This window comes from Mycobacterium sp. (assembly GCF_035274705.1).
Classification (GTDB): Bacteria; Actinomycetota; Actinomycetes; order Mycobacteriales; family Mycobacteriaceae; genus Mycobacterium.
Genome location: NZ_DATENY010000059.1, coordinates 21,249 through 36,131 on the forward strand (window position 1 = coordinate 21,249; position 14,883 = coordinate 36,131).

At 64.4% G+C, this 14,883-nt stretch carries 12 protein-coding genes; 4 read left to right on the forward strand and 8 right to left on the reverse strand.

Going from position 1 to position 14,883, the window contains the following annotated elements; translation table 11 throughout:
- Nucleotide 1 precedes the first annotated feature (1 nt).
- Nucleotides 2-1,543 carry an aldehyde dehydrogenase family protein gene (locus tag VJV41_RS13665; RefSeq protein WP_325334541.1) on the reverse strand — a complete coding sequence of 514 codons (1,542 nt, stop codon included), beginning with the start codon at nucleotides 1,541-1,543 and terminating at the stop codon, nucleotides 2-4.
- 105 nt (nucleotides 1,544-1,648) lie between these two features.
- Here VJV41_RS13665 and VJV41_RS13670 point away from each other — a divergent pair, with 105 nt between their 5' ends.
- Nucleotides 1,649-2,863, forward strand: coding sequence for a CaiB/BaiF CoA-transferase family protein (locus VJV41_RS13670; RefSeq protein ID WP_325334722.1), 1,215 nt, complete (start codon nucleotides 1,649-1,651; stop codon nucleotides 2,861-2,863).
- 25 nt (nucleotides 2,864-2,888) lie between these two features.
- Here the strand turns inward: VJV41_RS13670 and VJV41_RS13675 are convergent, their stop codons facing one another.
- The gene (locus VJV41_RS13675; RefSeq protein WP_325334724.1) at nucleotides 2,889-5,066 is read right to left on the reverse strand and encodes a molybdopterin-containing oxidoreductase family protein; all 2,178 of its coding nucleotides are present in this window, start codon (nucleotides 5,064-5,066) and stop codon (nucleotides 2,889-2,891) included.
- Nucleotides 5,067-5,131: 65 nt separating this feature from the next.
- On the opposite strand from VJV41_RS13675, the gene VJV41_RS13680 reads away from it, so the two are divergent.
- The 3 genes from VJV41_RS13680 to VJV41_RS13690 are packed head-to-tail and all read left to right on the forward strand — an operon-like array spanning nucleotide 5,132 to nucleotide 7,940.
- Nucleotides 5,132-5,545, forward strand: a complete 414-nt coding sequence (locus tag VJV41_RS13680; RefSeq protein ID WP_325334543.1) for a Zn-ribbon domain-containing OB-fold protein — start codon at nucleotides 5,132-5,134, stop codon at nucleotides 5,543-5,545.
- 14 nt (nucleotides 5,546-5,559) lie between these two features.
- Complete coding sequence (locus tag VJV41_RS13685) at nucleotides 5,560-6,708, forward strand: thiolase family protein (RefSeq protein ID WP_325334545.1); 1,149 nt, start codon at nucleotides 5,560-5,562, stop codon at nucleotides 6,706-6,708.
- Nucleotides 6,709-6,710: 2 nt separating this feature from the next.
- The gene (locus VJV41_RS13690; protein WP_325334546.1) at nucleotides 6,711-7,940 is read left to right on the forward strand and encodes an amidohydrolase family protein; all 1,230 of its coding nucleotides are present in this window, start codon (nucleotides 6,711-6,713) and stop codon (nucleotides 7,938-7,940) included.
- A gap of 90 nt (nucleotides 7,941-8,030) precedes the next feature.
- Here VJV41_RS13690 and VJV41_RS13695 read toward each other — a convergent pair whose 3' ends face one another.
- From VJV41_RS13695 to VJV41_RS13720, 6 genes are read right to left on the reverse strand one after another with little or no spacing between them, the layout of a single operon-like run.
- Nucleotides 8,031-9,224, reverse strand: coding sequence for an acyl-CoA dehydrogenase family protein (locus VJV41_RS13695; RefSeq protein WP_325334548.1), 1,194 nt, complete (start codon nucleotides 9,222-9,224; stop codon nucleotides 8,031-8,033).
- Nucleotides 9,225-9,234: 10 nt separating this feature from the next.
- Nucleotides 9,235-10,278: an acyl-CoA dehydrogenase family protein gene (locus tag VJV41_RS13700; protein ID WP_325334550.1), complete on the reverse strand. Its 1,044-nt coding sequence runs from the start codon at nucleotides 10,276-10,278 to the stop codon at nucleotides 9,235-9,237.
- Between the two features lie 2 nt (nucleotides 10,279-10,280).
- Nucleotides 10,281-11,117 carry an amidohydrolase family protein gene (locus VJV41_RS13705; protein ID WP_325334552.1) on the reverse strand — a complete coding sequence of 279 codons (837 nt, stop codon included), beginning with the start codon at nucleotides 11,115-11,117 and terminating at the stop codon, nucleotides 10,281-10,283.
- Nucleotides 11,114-12,727 (reverse strand): acyl-CoA synthetase, encoded by a 1,614-nt coding sequence (locus tag VJV41_RS13710; protein ID WP_325334554.1) that lies wholly within the window; start codon nucleotides 12,725-12,727, stop codon nucleotides 11,114-11,116. Before VJV41_RS13710 ends, VJV41_RS13705 begins: the two co-directional genes overlap by 4 nt.
- Before the next feature lie 12 nt (nucleotides 12,728-12,739).
- Nucleotides 12,740-13,975, reverse strand: a complete 1,236-nt coding sequence (locus VJV41_RS13715) for an amidohydrolase family protein (protein WP_325334556.1) — start codon at nucleotides 13,973-13,975, stop codon at nucleotides 12,740-12,742.
- The gene (locus VJV41_RS13720; RefSeq protein ID WP_325334558.1) at nucleotides 13,972-14,823 is read right to left on the reverse strand and encodes an enoyl-CoA hydratase; all 852 of its coding nucleotides are present in this window, start codon (nucleotides 14,821-14,823) and stop codon (nucleotides 13,972-13,974) included. The genes VJV41_RS13715 and VJV41_RS13720 overlap by 4 nt, the downstream gene beginning before the upstream one ends.
- Nucleotides 14,824-14,883 lie beyond the last annotated feature (60 nt).

The window sequence follows — 14,883 nt, forward strand, 5'->3', positions numbered from 1 at the left end:
CTTAGCTCTGCCGGGGAACCCGGAGGCCGATCGTCTTCGTTTCGAGATACTGCTGGAAGCCTTCGATGCCGCACTGCCGGCCGACACCGCTGTTCTTGTAGCCGCCGAAGGGCGCGTCGGCGCCGTAGAACATTCCGCCATTGACCCCGAACGAGCCCGTGCGGATACGGCGGGCGATGTTCATGCCGCGATCCATCGACCTCGACATGACCGCACCGGCGAGGCCATAGGCACTGTCGTTGGCGATGCCTACCGCTTCGTCGTCGTCGTCGAACGGCATGACGATCAGCACCGGGCCGAACACCTCCTGCTGCGCGATAGCCGCACTGTTGTCGACGCCGACCACGACGGTGGGCGCGACATAGTGACCGCCGGACAGGTGGTCGGGCAGGTTCTCGACCTGCCCTCCCCCGGTGGTGATCGATGCGCCGTCGCGGCGCGCCTGCTCGATGGCGCTAAGCACCCGGTCTTTCTGCGCCGCGCTGATCACCGGTCCCACAAGGACATCGGGTCGCACCGGATCACCGACGGGTATCGATGCATACGTCGCAGTGATGTTGGTGACCGCCTCGTCGTACAGCGAGCGGTGGATCAGCATCCTCGTGGTCGCCGCGCATGCCTGTCCGGCGTGCACGCAGACCCCGATCGCGGTGGGGATGATCGCCGCGGGGTTGGCGTCGTCCAATACGATCGCGACCGATTTCCCGCCCAGTTCCAGGAACATTCGCTTCATCGTGTCGGCGCCCTGCCGCATCAGCAGCTTGCCGACGGCGGTGGATCCGGTGAACGAGATCGCGTCGACACGCGGGTCGGTACCCAGGATTCCTGCGACCTCGTTGGACGGAGTCGTCACGACGTTCACCACTCCGGCGGGGATGTCGGTGTGCTCGGCGATGAGCCGGCCCAGCCGAGTCGCGTTCCACGGCGTGTTTGGATCGGGCTTGAGGACGACGGTGTTGCCGGTCGCCAGCGCCGGCCCGAGCTTGTTGAGGATGACCTCGATCGGGAAGTTGGATGGGGTGATCGCGGCGACGACACCGACCGGCTCTTTGACGACGGTGCGCACGTTGCGCTCGCCGAACAAGCCGCCGCCGTCGAGCTTTCGTTCCCATTCGAACTCGTCGATGAGCCGGGCCGGATAACGCAGTCCGTCCGCCAGCGGCCAGTCGAGTTGCGCGGATTGGGTTGTCATTTCGGGGCAGCCGACCTCGGCGATGAGTTCGTCGCGCAGATCGTCATGCTCGGCCTCGATCGCCGACTGCAGCTGTTCGAGGCAGCGCTTACGCAGTGCACGGTTGGTCGACCAGTCGGTGTCGTCGAAGGCGCGGCGCGCGGCCGCGATGGCACGTTCCATGTCCTCGGCCTGCGCGGCCGCTGTGCTTCCCAGCACCAGTCCGGTGGCGGGGCTGACGTTGTCGAACTCGGCGCCGGATGACGCCGCGACGAGTTGGCCGTCGATGAGCAGCCTGGTTTCGGCCCGCTTCGCGGCCTGCCGGCCCAACTCGACGCTTGTGGTCGATTGATCCTCGGCGACGTCGCTCACTGCACCTCATTAGAATGGTTATTGCCGGACGATCAACTGTAAACATTACAGTAATTGATTTCAACGGGTGGACACAGCGTCAGGAGACCTGCATTGATCAAGGTGATGGAGGGCGTTCGGGTCCTCGAGGTTGCACAGTTCACGTTTGTCCCGGCCGCGGGAGCCATCCTCGCCGACTGGGGTGCGGATGTCATCAAGGTGGAGCATCCCGTGCGCGGCGACACCCAGCGGGGCTTCGTCAACATGGGTGGCTTCCAGCTCAACCCGGACCGGCACCCGCTGATCGAGCACCCCAACCGCGGTAAGCGCAGCGTCGGCATCGATGTGTCCACGCCCGGCGGGCAGGAGGTGCTGTACGAGATCGCCAAAACCGCCGATGTCTTCCTGACCAATTACATGCCTGCGCAACGTCAGAAGAACAAGTTCGACATCGAACACATTCGCGCGGCGAACCCGAACATCATCTACGCCCGCGGCAGCGCATACGGAGACAAGGGACCCGAACGTGATACCGGCGGATTCGATGGCACCGCATTCTGGACGCGCAGCGGAGTTGGCCATGCGCTGACACCCGAAGAACTGGGCGGCGCGTTATCGCAAGGCATTCCGGCGTTCGGCGATTCGATCGGCGGCATGAACATCGCGGGCGGGATATCGGCCGCGTTGTTCCATCGCGAACGCACTGGCGAGGCCGTCGAGCTGGATGTGTCGCTGCTGAGCACGGCGTGGTGGGCGGGCGGCGCAAGCGTGACCCAGGGCATGGAGACAGGCGAGACGATGCGTTCGTCAATGCCGGATTCAACGGGCCCGAGTGTGAACCCGTTCATGGCCAACTACTTGACGTCCGATGGCGGCACGATCAACCTGTGCATCGTCAGCCCGACCGGCTACATTCGCGACGCGTTCGAGCATTTGGGGCTGCCGGAGTTGGCTGACGATCCGCGTTTTTCCGATGTGCTACCACTCATCGAGAACGCCGAAGCAGCAGTCGAACTCGTCAAAGAGGCAATCCGAAGCAAGCCGTTCGTGTACTGGCGCGAGCACCTCAAGACAATGAAGGGCCAGTGGGCGCCGTTCCAGAGCTTCATCGATCTCGCCAGGGACGACCAGGCGATCGCAAACGACATGATCGTCGAGGTCGAGGCGCGCGACGGCGGTAAGCCGTTCCAAGTCGTTCGCGGACCGGTCCAGTTCAACCACGAACCTCTCGAGACCACGCGGGCCCCGCAGGCGTCCGAGCACACCGAGATCGTGCTGATGGAGCTCGGCATGGACTGGGATCGCATCGAGGAACTCAAGGAGGCCGGCGCGATCGCGTGACCTCCCCCACCTCGCGAGTCAGGTTTCAGACGCGTTCGACCTCGACGGGCACACCCGTCAGCCACGACATTCCGGCCAGCGCCTCCACGTCGCGCGGATCGCTCGACATCAGCTGGTTCACGTTCGCACCGCCTGCGCGGTTGGCCAACCGCCAGCCGCCGGTGCCCTTATGGCCCCAGCCGTGCGGGACGGCGATCGTGCCCGGGACGATGTCGGCGGTCAACGACACGGGTAGCGCGATCTGACCGTAGGGCGAGCGAACCGTGACCTCATCACCCTCGGCGATGCGCCGTTGAGATGCGTCGTTGGTGTGCATGAGCGCGCGATGAACCCGGTTGCCGCGCATCAGAAGTGGTGCATTGTGCATCCAGGAGTTCTCCGAGCGCGGTTCACGCATGCCGATCATTCGCATCGGATAATCCGGGGGGTTGTTGCGCTTCGACAGGTTGGCGACCTCGCTGGCGATGTCCTCGTGTTCCAGCCGGACACGGCTGCCGCGGTAGGCCACCACCTCTCCCAGCACGCCCGTCCGGATGTGCGGCGAAACGACAACCCCGTGCGGATGCTCCCGGGTCAGTCGGCCGAACGTCAGTCCACCGCGGCGTAGGCCAAACCGGTTGCCACCGTCGGACATGCGGATCATCATGTCGATCACTGGGCGGGGATGCAGCCGTGCACCGAAGGCGCCCAACAGCTTTCGCGCACCGGACAGAACAGCGAAGGCGGGAGCGCGGATCGCCGTCCGCTTCATCAACTCGTCGATGATCTCCCACTCCGTACGGGCCTGGCCGACCGGCGCAACGACCGCCTCCGTGGCTTGCCGAAACGGCGTCGCCTGGAACGTCTGGAAGGTCACCGCGAAGTCGTCGCGTTCGTACATCGTGGTGACCGGCAGGATGTAGTCGCAGTGCGCGGTCGTCTCGGTGACGTAGAAGTCCAGCCCGACCATCAGTTCCAGGCCGGCGACCGCGGCCTCCAACTCGTCACCGTTGGGTACCGACAGCACCGGGTTGCCCGCACTGACGAACAGCGCCTTGATCTGCCGATCCCCCGGAGTCGAGATCTCCTTGGCCATCAACGCGGCGGGCTCGGCGGCCGCGACGGGCCGGAATCCCCCGATGCGGGAGCGCTTGCGCTGGTACGCGCGGCGCGCGCCGGCGCCCGTCAGGGTTGTCACCCATCGTTGGCCCGGCATGCCGAGCGTGCTGAAGACGCTGCCGCCGGGAGCATCGAGCTTGCCCGCGATCAGATTGACGGCATCGATCAGATACGCGGTCAGGGTGCCGTTTTGTCCGACGCAGGTGCCGAAGCGGCCGTAGACGGCTGCGCGCGGCGTCGTCACCAGGTCACGCGCGAGAGCGCGCACGGCATCGGGCTCGATGCCGGTCAGCTCGGCCGTGGCCTCGGGGCTGAACCGCGTGGCCTGTTGTTGCAGCCAGTCCAGGCCCGTCGCCTGGGCTTCGACGCGGCCCCGGTCGACGAGGCCTTCGTCGAACATCACCTGCAGCAGCGACAGCAGGAAGTAGGCGTCGCCGTCGGGCACGATGCCCATCCACTCGAACGCCGCGGCGGTCTCGGTCTTGCGCGGGTCGACGACCACGACCCGCCCACCACGCTTGACGATGTCGTGCATGCGATCCTTGATTCGCGGTGCAGTCAGGAAACTGCCGTGCGACACCACGGGATTCGCGCCCATCATGACCAGCAGATCGGTGCGCAGCAGATCAGGTATGGGAACCGCCATCGGCGACCCGTACAGGAACTGGCTCGCGGCGAGCCTGTTGCTCGTGTCTTGCGACGAAGCGGTGAAGTAGTGCGAGTCCCGCCCCACACCCTTGATGAACGCCATCACGCCGAACAGATGGGAGTAGCTGAAGGCGGCCGGATTGCCCATGTACCAGCCGATTGCGCCGGAGCCGTGACGACGGTGGATCGCCGACAGCTTCGCCGCGATATCAGTCAGCGCCTCTTCCCAGCCGACCGGTTCGAAGCCGTCGGCTCCGCGGCGCAGAGGCGTGATGACACGGTCGGGATCGTTGACCACCTCGGTGAATGCGATGCCCTTCTGGCAGGCGAAACCCGATGACAGCGGATGGTCTTTATCGGGCCGTAGCGCGACGAGTCGGCCGTCGTCGACGGTGGCCACCATGCCGCACAGCGGCTCGCAGATCCGGCAGAACGTCGGCTTGTGCTCGATCACCAGGACAAGATTACTGTAAGCGTTACAGTTGCTATATGCTTTCGCCCGATTACGGAAAGGATCGCTCAATGCAGAAGGCGCTGGCACCCGAGATCTCGACCTGGCCCGATGCGAACCCGCAGCTGATCGGCAGTACATGCGGGGCTTGCGGTGCGACGGTGTTTCCTGCTCAACAGCGCTGCCCGAAGTGCAGCCGCGGCGAGATGTCCGAGGTGCTGCTACCACGCCGCGGAACGGTCGTGGCGTGGACGACGCAGGGATTCCCGCCGGGGCCGCCCTACAAAGGCCCCGTGGGCAAAGACTTCGTCCCGTTCGGTGTCGGTCTGGTGCAACTCGACGACGTGATCCGCGTCGAAGGCCGCCTCACCGAAAACGATCCCGCCAAGCTCCAGTTCGGCATGGAGGTCGAGCTCACCATGGTGCCCTTCGCGACCGACGACGAGGGCAACGAGATCGTCACGTTCGCCTTCCAACCGGTCTAGAGAGGATCCCGCACATGACGAACGACGTCGCGATCATCGGCGTGGGCCTGCATCCGTTCGGCCGGTTCGAAGGCAAGTCGGCCATGGAGATGGGCGTCGACGCCATCTTCTCGGCGGTCGGCGACGCCGGCGTCGAGTGGAAGGACATCCAGTTCGCCACCGGCGGCAGCTGGACCGTCGCCAACCCAGACGCGATCGTCGGCATGGTGGGGCTGTCCGGGATTCCCTTCACCAACGTCTTCAACGCTTGCGCCACCGCGGCCAGTGCCGCAAAGGTATGTGCCGACGGGATTCGATTGGGCGACTACGACATCGGCATCGCCATCGGCCTGGACAAGCACCCGCACGGCGCGTTCACCGAAGACCCCGCCCTGGTCGGCATGCCGAGCTGGTATGCCGAGAACGGGCAGTATCTGACCACCCAGTTCTTCGGGATGAAAGCCAACCGCTACCTGCACGACCACGGCATCTCGCAGGAGACGCTGGCCAAGGTCGCGGCCAAGAACTTCCGCAACGGCGCGCGGAACCCGAACGCGTTCCGGCGCAAGCCCATCCCCGAGGAAGACATTCTCAACTCGACGATGCTGAACTACCCGCTCACCCAATACATGTTCTGCGCACCAGACGAGGGCGCCGCGGCGGTCGTCATGTGCCGTGCCGACATCGCGCATCGGTACACCGACAAGCCGGTGTATCTGCGGGCGGTCGAGGTCCGCACCCGCCGCTACGGCGCGTATGAGGTCAACACGACGTTCGCCCCCGTCGAGGAGGACGTCGCGCCGACGGTGTACGCGGCACGGGCGGCCTTCGAAAAAGCCGGCGTGGCACCGGAAGACGTCGACGTCATCCAGCTGCAGGACACCGACGCCGGCGCCGAGATCATCCACATGGCCGAGTGCGGATTCTGCGTCGACGGCGAGCAGGAGAAGCTACTGGCCGATGGCGCCACCGAAATCAACGGCTCACTGCCGATCAACACCGACGGCGGGCTGATCGCCAACGGCGAACCGATCGGCGCCTCCGGGCTGCGGCAGATCCACGAGATCGTCCGGCAACTCCGCGGAGAAGCGGGCGATCGCCAGGTGCCCGGCGAACCCAAGGTCGGTTTCACTCAGCTGTACGGCGCACCAGGCACCGCCGCCGCCACGATCCTGACGAGGTAATGATGACGCATTTCACCGAGGCGCCGATCTTCGACGCCGATCAGCACATGTACGAGACGGCCGAGTCGCTGACGAAGTATCTTCCCGAGAATTACTCGCGCGCCGTACAATTCGCGCAGTTCGGCAGGCAGACGCGCATCGTCATCAACAACAGGGTCAACGATTTCATCCCCAACCCGACGTTCGAGCGCGTGGCGGCACCGGGTGCACACGAGAAGTTCTTCGCAGGCGAGAACACCGAGGGTCTCACGCTGCGCGAGATGCAAGGACCCGCCATCGAAGCACCCGCCGCGACGCGTAACCCCGTCGATCGCGTCAAGGAACTCGACCGCCAGGGCGTGGCGGAGGCACTGAACTACCCGACGCTGGCCAGTCTGATAGAGCACGCCACAGCCGACGATCCCGAGCTCACCCTGGCACTCATCCATACGCTCAATCAATGGATGCTCGAGCACTGGAGCTACAACTACCAGGACCGGGTGTTCTCGACGCCGATCATCAACCTCTCCGAGGTAGACGGCGCCCAGCGCGAACTCGAATACCTTCTGGACAACGACGTCAAGGTCGCACTGATCAAACCTGGGCCCGTCAAGGGGATCCGCGGCTGGCGGTCACCTGCGCTGCCCGAGTTCGACCCGTTCTGGCGTGACGTCGAGGCCGCCGGTCTGCCGATCGTGCTGCACGCCAGCTATCCCCCGCTCGACGATTATGTCGCCAAGTGGGAACCACCGCACACCCAGAACTTCATGGCGCAGAGCGCCTTCCGATGGATGGTCTTGGGCCATCGCGAGATTGCCGACATGATCACAAGCCTGATCTGCCACGGCACGCTGACCCGATTCCCGAAGCTGCGGATCGCCAGTGTCGAGAACGGCAGCTCATGGATCTATCCGCTGTTCCACGATTTCGAAGATCTCTACAAGAAGATGCCGCAGAACTTCCCCGAACACCCGCACGACGTGTTCCGGCGCAACATCTGGGTCAGCCCGTTCTGGGAGGGCTGCGTCGCCGAGGTCGTGGACACCGTCGGCTGGGATCGCGTGCTGTTCGGCTCCGACTATCCGCATCCCGAGGGACTCGCCGAACCCAAGGGCTTCTGGAAGTACGCCGAGGGTATGGACGAGCGCCGCACGTATGACTTCATGGGTGACAACGCGCGCCGGTTCATGGGCCTACCGATCGCCAATCCGGACCCGAACGCCGTTAAACCGCCGGCACTAGCCACCGCCTAAGCAGCGCGAGCGTGCGCAAACTCGCGTAATTGCGCGGCGTGTCGCCCGCTGGGCCCACCGCTTGCGTGGGGAACACGCACGCTCGCCGATTTAGGAGGCCTTCTTGACCGGCGGCGAGTAGTTCGGCTTGCCCAGGCCGAGCACATGCTGCCCGATCATGTTGCGGAACACCTCCAGTGTGCCGCCGTAGATGCCGACCAACGGTGCGAAGCGGTAGACGTACTCGGCCGCACCGTCGTCCGCGGCGCCATCGGTGCCGATCGGCAGCGTCGCCGCCGTACCGAGAATGTCCATCAGATCCGGAGAGATGTCACGCATGGTCTGTGCGAGCGCGACCCGGCCGAAGATGCTCGGCGCACTCAACGCCGCTTCCAAGCGAGCGACGCTGCGCCCCAACCGATACGACACCGACTGGTCGTCAACGAGTCTGCGGCCGTTCGGATCCTTCTGCGCGACCTTTTCAGCGGCCTTGTCGACCGCATATGCCATGAACCCGGCCTGATGCATCATGATCGACACGTCCTGCAGGCCGTCCGGAGCCGACGCCACCGCGCCGTGCTCCGTATTGAGCGGCTCACGCAGAACTGTCCAGCCGCCGTTGACGTCACCCAGTCGATACTTGTCGTCGACGCGGACATCGCTGTAGTAGACGATGTTGGTCCGATCGCCGTCGACGGTGCGGATGCCCTGGATCTCGATCCCGAGCGAATCGAGCGGCACCAGAAACATGGTGAGGCTCTTGTGCTTTGGCGCCTCAGGGTCCGTGTTGGTGATCAGGAAGACGTAGCGGCAGTTGTGGGCACCGGTGGTGAACATCTTCGACCCGTTTATGACCCAGCTGTCACCGTCGCGCACCGCGCGCGTCTTGCAGGTCGCGATGTCCGAGCCGCCTTCGGGCTCCGTGTAGCCCAGGCACAGCCGGACGTGACCGCTGAAGACTCCCGGCAGCACCTCGTCTTTCAACTGCTGCGAGCCGAACGATGCGACCGACCGCGCCACCATCGCCGTGGTCCCCCATGTCACCCACGGCACATGCGCGCGTCGCTTCTCCAGCTCCCAGATGCGACGCCGCACCCGGCTGAAGCCGCCGTCGGATTCCGGCTTCCACTCCTTCTCCAGGTATCCAGCGGCGCCCAACGCCAAGTGCACGCCTTCGTCGAAGTTGTCGCCGGTTTCACGATCACGGCGCATGACCTCTTCGGTCACATGGGTTTTCAGAAACGCCCGCGCTTCGGTGAGAAACGCCGCGTCGTCGTCGGACAGTTCGACTCGTGAGAAGTCCATCAATTCGCTCCTAAACCTGTGCGCTCTCGCGGGCCGCGACGATCTCGGCGATATATTTGGCGCTGGATCCTGGATCGCCGCCGGCCAACGCCCACCCGCGCGCACGCACCAAGTACGCGGTGGCGGCCGCTTCGGCGGAAACACCCAGCCCACCTTGGATGTGTACACACATCGTCGCGGCTTTGGATGCTTCCTCGGCCATGAACACGAACGCCGACGGCGCCAATTCGGGTCGCTCGTCGGGCTCGTTGTCGAGGAACCACGCCGCACGCCGGGCAAGGGCGCGCCCGCCCTGGACGGTGATCGCGATGTTGGCCAACGGATGCGAGATCGCCTGCAACGTCGATATCGGCACGCCGAGGGTGTAGCGGGTCTTCGCGAACTCCGCCGCGATGGTCATCGTCTCCGCGACGAGTCCCACCAGAGCCGCGCCGGTCAACAGCCGCCATTCATCAAGCGCGCGTTGATATTCCGCGAGCGCCTGAGAACCGCTGGCCACGACCGTCCGGCTGTCGGCAGCGCTGGGATCGACCCACGCCATCGGCAGCCGGCCGATGTTGTCGATCGTGGCCGGCCGGGTGGCGAATGTCAGCCGTACGACGTCGTGGCCGTCGCGCACGACCATGTTGTCGGCGATCGATCCCACCGGAATCAACCTGATGCCGGACACACTTTCCTGTTGCGGATCCAGCCCGACAAGCTGCTTGCCGTTGACCACATCGGAGTCGAGTGCGCCGAGTCTGGCGAGTAGACGTGCCGCGACGACATGGTCGATCCACGGCACAGGCGCAAGCGACCGGCCGATCTCCTCCGCCACCAGCGTCAGGTCGACCAACGTCGCGCCGTCTCCCCCAACCGATTCCGGTAGCGCCATCGTCGTCGCACCCATCGCACACAGCCGCTCCCACAGGCTCTTGTCGAACCCGGACGCCTCGGCAGCCCGTACAGTCTCGATCGAGCAGTGTGTCTTGAAGAAGTCCTTGTATGCGGCCTGCAGTGCTTCGTGATCTTCGGTGAGGCTGTAGTCGAGCCTGCGCAGTTCGTACCGATCCATCGTCAGTTCTCCTGTCCTTCGCCCCCGAAGAAGAATTCGTGTGCGTTGTTGTAGAGGTAGTTGTCGAGCACGTCGTCAGGCAGGTCCAGTGCGAGCGCCTCGGGCACGACGCGTCGCATCCGCAACACCGGCCAGTCCGAGGCGTAGATCACCTTGTTCGGCCCACGAGTCCGCATGTAGTGCAGAAGCGTCTCGGGCAGCCGCTTGGGTGACCAAGCCGACGTCATCAGGCGCAGGTTCTGGTATTTGATCATCAGCCGGATCGCGACATCCCACCACGGGTCAGCCCCGTGGATCATGCACAACTTCAGCTCGGGGAAGCGCACGCACACCCGGTCGAGATGAATCGGGTTCTGCACCTCGCCGGGAATCGGCGGCCCGGGAATGCCCGTATTGATGCAGAGCGGCAGCTCGATCTCGGCGCATTTGGTGTAGAGCGGGTAGTAGACGGCATCGCTGGGCGGATACTGGCCGTCACCCCAAAAGCTCGGTCCCACAACAGCGTAGGCCACCGGCAGATCGTTGACGATCGCGGTCAGCTCCCGCAGTGAGGGCATCGGCTTGAGCAGGTTGATACCGCCCATCGCCAGCGCGAACCGCTCCGGCTTCGCCTCGACGAACTTGCGCGCGGTCACCGATGGTTTGGCCACGTTGTCCATCAGGATGGCTTTGCGGACGCCCTGCTCGTCCATCTCGTCGATGAGTTCGGCCAGATCGACGGGTTCGTACATCGACTTCGGGCCCTTGAAGTAGTCGTCGCGCACCTTGAGCATGAACGAAGGCTGTTGTTCGGTCTCGCCGAAGTGCACATTCACCAGGCAGTCAATTGCTCTTGTCATGCCATTGCCTTCTGTATCGCAACGCTTTTCGCCCATCGATAATCCGGTTTGCCGTTGCCGAGCCGACGCACTTGCTCGACGACGATGAACTCTTTCGGGGCTTTGAATCGCGCCAGCTGCGATGTGCAATGCGCATGCAGCGGCTCGTGGGAAGCCTGGGCTCCGTCGCGCAAGGCGATCAGCGCGACCACTTCGTGGCCCCACCGCTCACTTGGCCGGCCGACCACCAACGCGTCGGCCACGGCCGGATGCGCACGAAGCACTTCCTCGACTTCCTCGACGAAAATCTTCTCTCCTCCGGTGTTGACGACCAGCGAGTCTCGGCCGAACAGGCGCATCGTGCCGTCGGATCCCAGCGAGCCGCGGTCCCCGGAGATCACCACACGCTGCCCGTCCACGACCGGAAATGTCTTGCGGGTGGCGACAGGATCGTCGAAGTAGCCGAGCGGGATGCGACCGGCGCGCGCGACGTAACCGATCTCCCGCTCGCCGGGTTGCAGGAACCGGCTGTAATCCTCGGACACCACCAAGGCCCCGTCGCGCAGCTCGAAGGTGTCTTTTTCCGTCCCGCGCTGACTGCGGCCGAATCCCACGTTCCCGGTCTCCGACGACCCGTATCCATTGATCAGGGTGATGTGCGGCAGCAATTCCAGCAGCGCCCGTTGATATTTCGGGTTCGTCGCCGCTCCCCCGGTACCAATGGCGAACATCGAAGACAAGTCGTAAGAACCCCGTCGTAGCTCCTCGACCAGGGGTGCGGCGTAGGCGTCGCCGACCATCGTCATCATTCCGACTTTGTGGCGCTGCGCGGTCTCGAGCACGGCGGGCGGATCGAACTTCGTTCGGTCGTACAAGACAACCGTCAGCCCGTTGAGAATGGCCGCGAAGGCCGTCCACATGCCCGCCGCGTGCATCAGCGGCGACACCGCAAACCACGGCTGGCCGCCGTGGCGCACCTTTTCGTGGATCTCGTCAGCGGACGCATGGTCGGCGCCGTTCATCGACACGACATAGGTGTCGCTCTGTCGCCACATGACGCCCTTGGGACGTCCGGTCGTTCCCCCTGTGCATACCATCATCAGGTCTTCCGGCCAGGGCGTGATGTCCTGGTCGGTATCTCCTTGGGCCAGCGCATCGTCGAGGGTGACCGTCCCCGGCAGCTCGCCGACGTCGCTGCCGTCGTCGACGGAGATCATCAGTTCCGCAGTGCCAGAGGGCAATACTTCGGCGAACTTCGGGCCGAAGGACCGGTGGTAGATGACGACGCGCGGTTTTAGGTACTCCAGGAGCTCGGCAACCTCGCGGGGCGTGTAGTTGTAGTTCACGTTCGCGGGGACGGTTCGCGCCTTGAGACAACCGATCACGGTGTCGGGATAGAGGTCGTTGTGCATGATCAGCGCGACGCGATCCTGTCCGCATTCCCAGTTCTCGAGCTGATCGCGCTCCCGATGAGCGCCGAACCCTTGGCTGGCAAGGAAGTTGGCCAGCCGCCGACTCCGGTCCGCCGACTGCGCGAACGTGCTCCGGCGGTCCCCGCAGACGGTCATCAGCCGGTCCGGAACGGCCTCGGCGATGGCGTCGAGTACCGCCCCTATGGTCCATTCGCTCATGTGCGTGGCCGGCTAGGCCGATACCTTAACCCCGAGGAGATCAAGTGCGTTGTCCCGCATGACCTTTCGGGTGTCTTCAGCGCTGAACTCCGGGAATTGGGGGATGTCGGCGGTGAACGACATGGGATCTGCGAGACCCTCGCCGTGCGGCCAGTCCGAGCCGAAGAGGATCTTGTCGACGCCGATGGTGGCGGCAAGCAGCTTCACGTCGTCCTCGTAGTAGGGCGCAATCCAGACGTTGTTCTTCAGCTGCTCGACCGGGTCTTCTTTGAAGTGGTACGGAGCCGTGTTGGCGGCCTTCTTCAGGCGCTTGATCAGGCGGTACACGAAGTACGAGCCGTTCTCGATGCTGGCCACTTTCAGCTTCGGGTGCCGGGTGAATACCTGGTGGACGATCATCGAGGCCATCGCGTCGTGGATGGCGCGGTCATCGAGCAGCACCTGGTCAAGGGGATCCTTCTTGCCGAATCCCTCGAATGTCGCCTTTCCGCCCCACAATGCCGCGATCGCGAGATACCCACTGTCGGAGAGGTGGAAGCCGACCGGAACCCCAGCCTCGGCCAACCGCGCCCACACCCGATCGTGCAGCGGGTCGCCCAGTGAGCGCGGCTTGACCACACCCGGAACCGGCGCGGGTCGGACCAGGACCATCTTGGCGCCGCGCTCCAGCACGAACTCGACTTCCTCGACGGCCTTGTCGGGGTCAGCCAGCGAGATGATCGGCGCCGAAATGAACCGGTGGTCGGGACGGTCGAATCCCCAGTCCTCATCAAGCCAGAGATTGAATGCATGCACCGAGGCCATCGTCGCCTCGATGTCACCTTTGAGCGCCTCCTCGACGCCGCACGCGAATGTCGGCAGCATGAACACCGTTTCGAGGTTCTGGCGGTCGAGGACCTTCACTCGCGCGTCACGATTCTGGTACTCCGGATGCTCAGCCAACCGGTCGACCTTCATCAACGACGCAGGGTCGACACCTTCGGGGATCTCGCCGCGGAACAAGAGATCCAGGCAGCCCGGTTCGATGATCGGATCGAACGTCGGGTTGGGAATGAAGTGATTGACCTTCTCGCCCATCACTGCCCAGGTGCGCTTGCCGTCGGTGAGCATCTGCACGCCGCGGCGCTTGAACTCCTTGGGTAGATGCCGGGTGAGCGCATCCAGCGTTTCGTAGTAATGGTTGTCGACGTCAATCGCCTTGTAGTCCAAAGTCTGCGCGATCGGCTGTGCTTCTCGCGTGTCAGTCATTCTTCCTGTCCTTTCAACGGCGGAAAGTTGGGCGGACGCTTCTCGAAGAAGCTTGTGATGCCCTCGATGAAGTCAGGGCGCAGCATCGACTCGTGCATAAGCGTTTCGGCCACCGCACTCGCCTCGAAGACATCGCGCATGGTGTCTGCGTACACCTGTTGCTTGATCACCGCCAGAGAACTGGGAGCGCAGTTTTTGGCGATGTCCTCGGCGTAGGCGGTGGCCCGCGGCAAGAGCTCCTCCGGCGGCACGACTTCCTTGACGAGGCCGAGCGCCGCCGCCTCGTCGGCATAGAAAACCCGGCCGCTCAGCAGCAAGTCGAGCGCGGTCCCGTAGCCGACGACGCGCGGCAGGATCCACGAGATGCCGTATTCGGCGATCAGCCCGCGGCGCGCGAATGACGTCGTGAACTTGGCGCCCTCCGCGGCGAACCGCACGTCGCAGACCAATGCCATCGTCAGCCCCATACCCGCGCACGCACCGTTGATCGCGGCGATGACGGGCTTGCGCATGGTCATCAAGTGGTGCGGATGCCGAGCACCGACCAGCTTGCTGACGTCGGTCTCACCGGCGGCATCGACGCTGGCGTTCGTGATGGTGGTCAGGTCGCCCATATCCGCTCCCGCGCAGAACGCACGTCCGGTACCGGTGACCACGACCGCCCGCACGTCGGGATCGGCCTCGGCATCGTCGAGTCGGGAGTAGAACGTCGTCGCGAGGCCACCGCCCCAGCCGTTCATTCGCTCGGGCCGATTGAGGGTCAGCACCGCCACACCGCTCTCGCGGACCTCGTACAAGACTGGGTCCGACGTCACTGGGGGTTCCGCGACACGGTCAGGCACGCTCACCCAGCAGACCTCCTCGAGAGTGGCTTCGAGCTCGATGTATTCCCATACTGTACATCTATC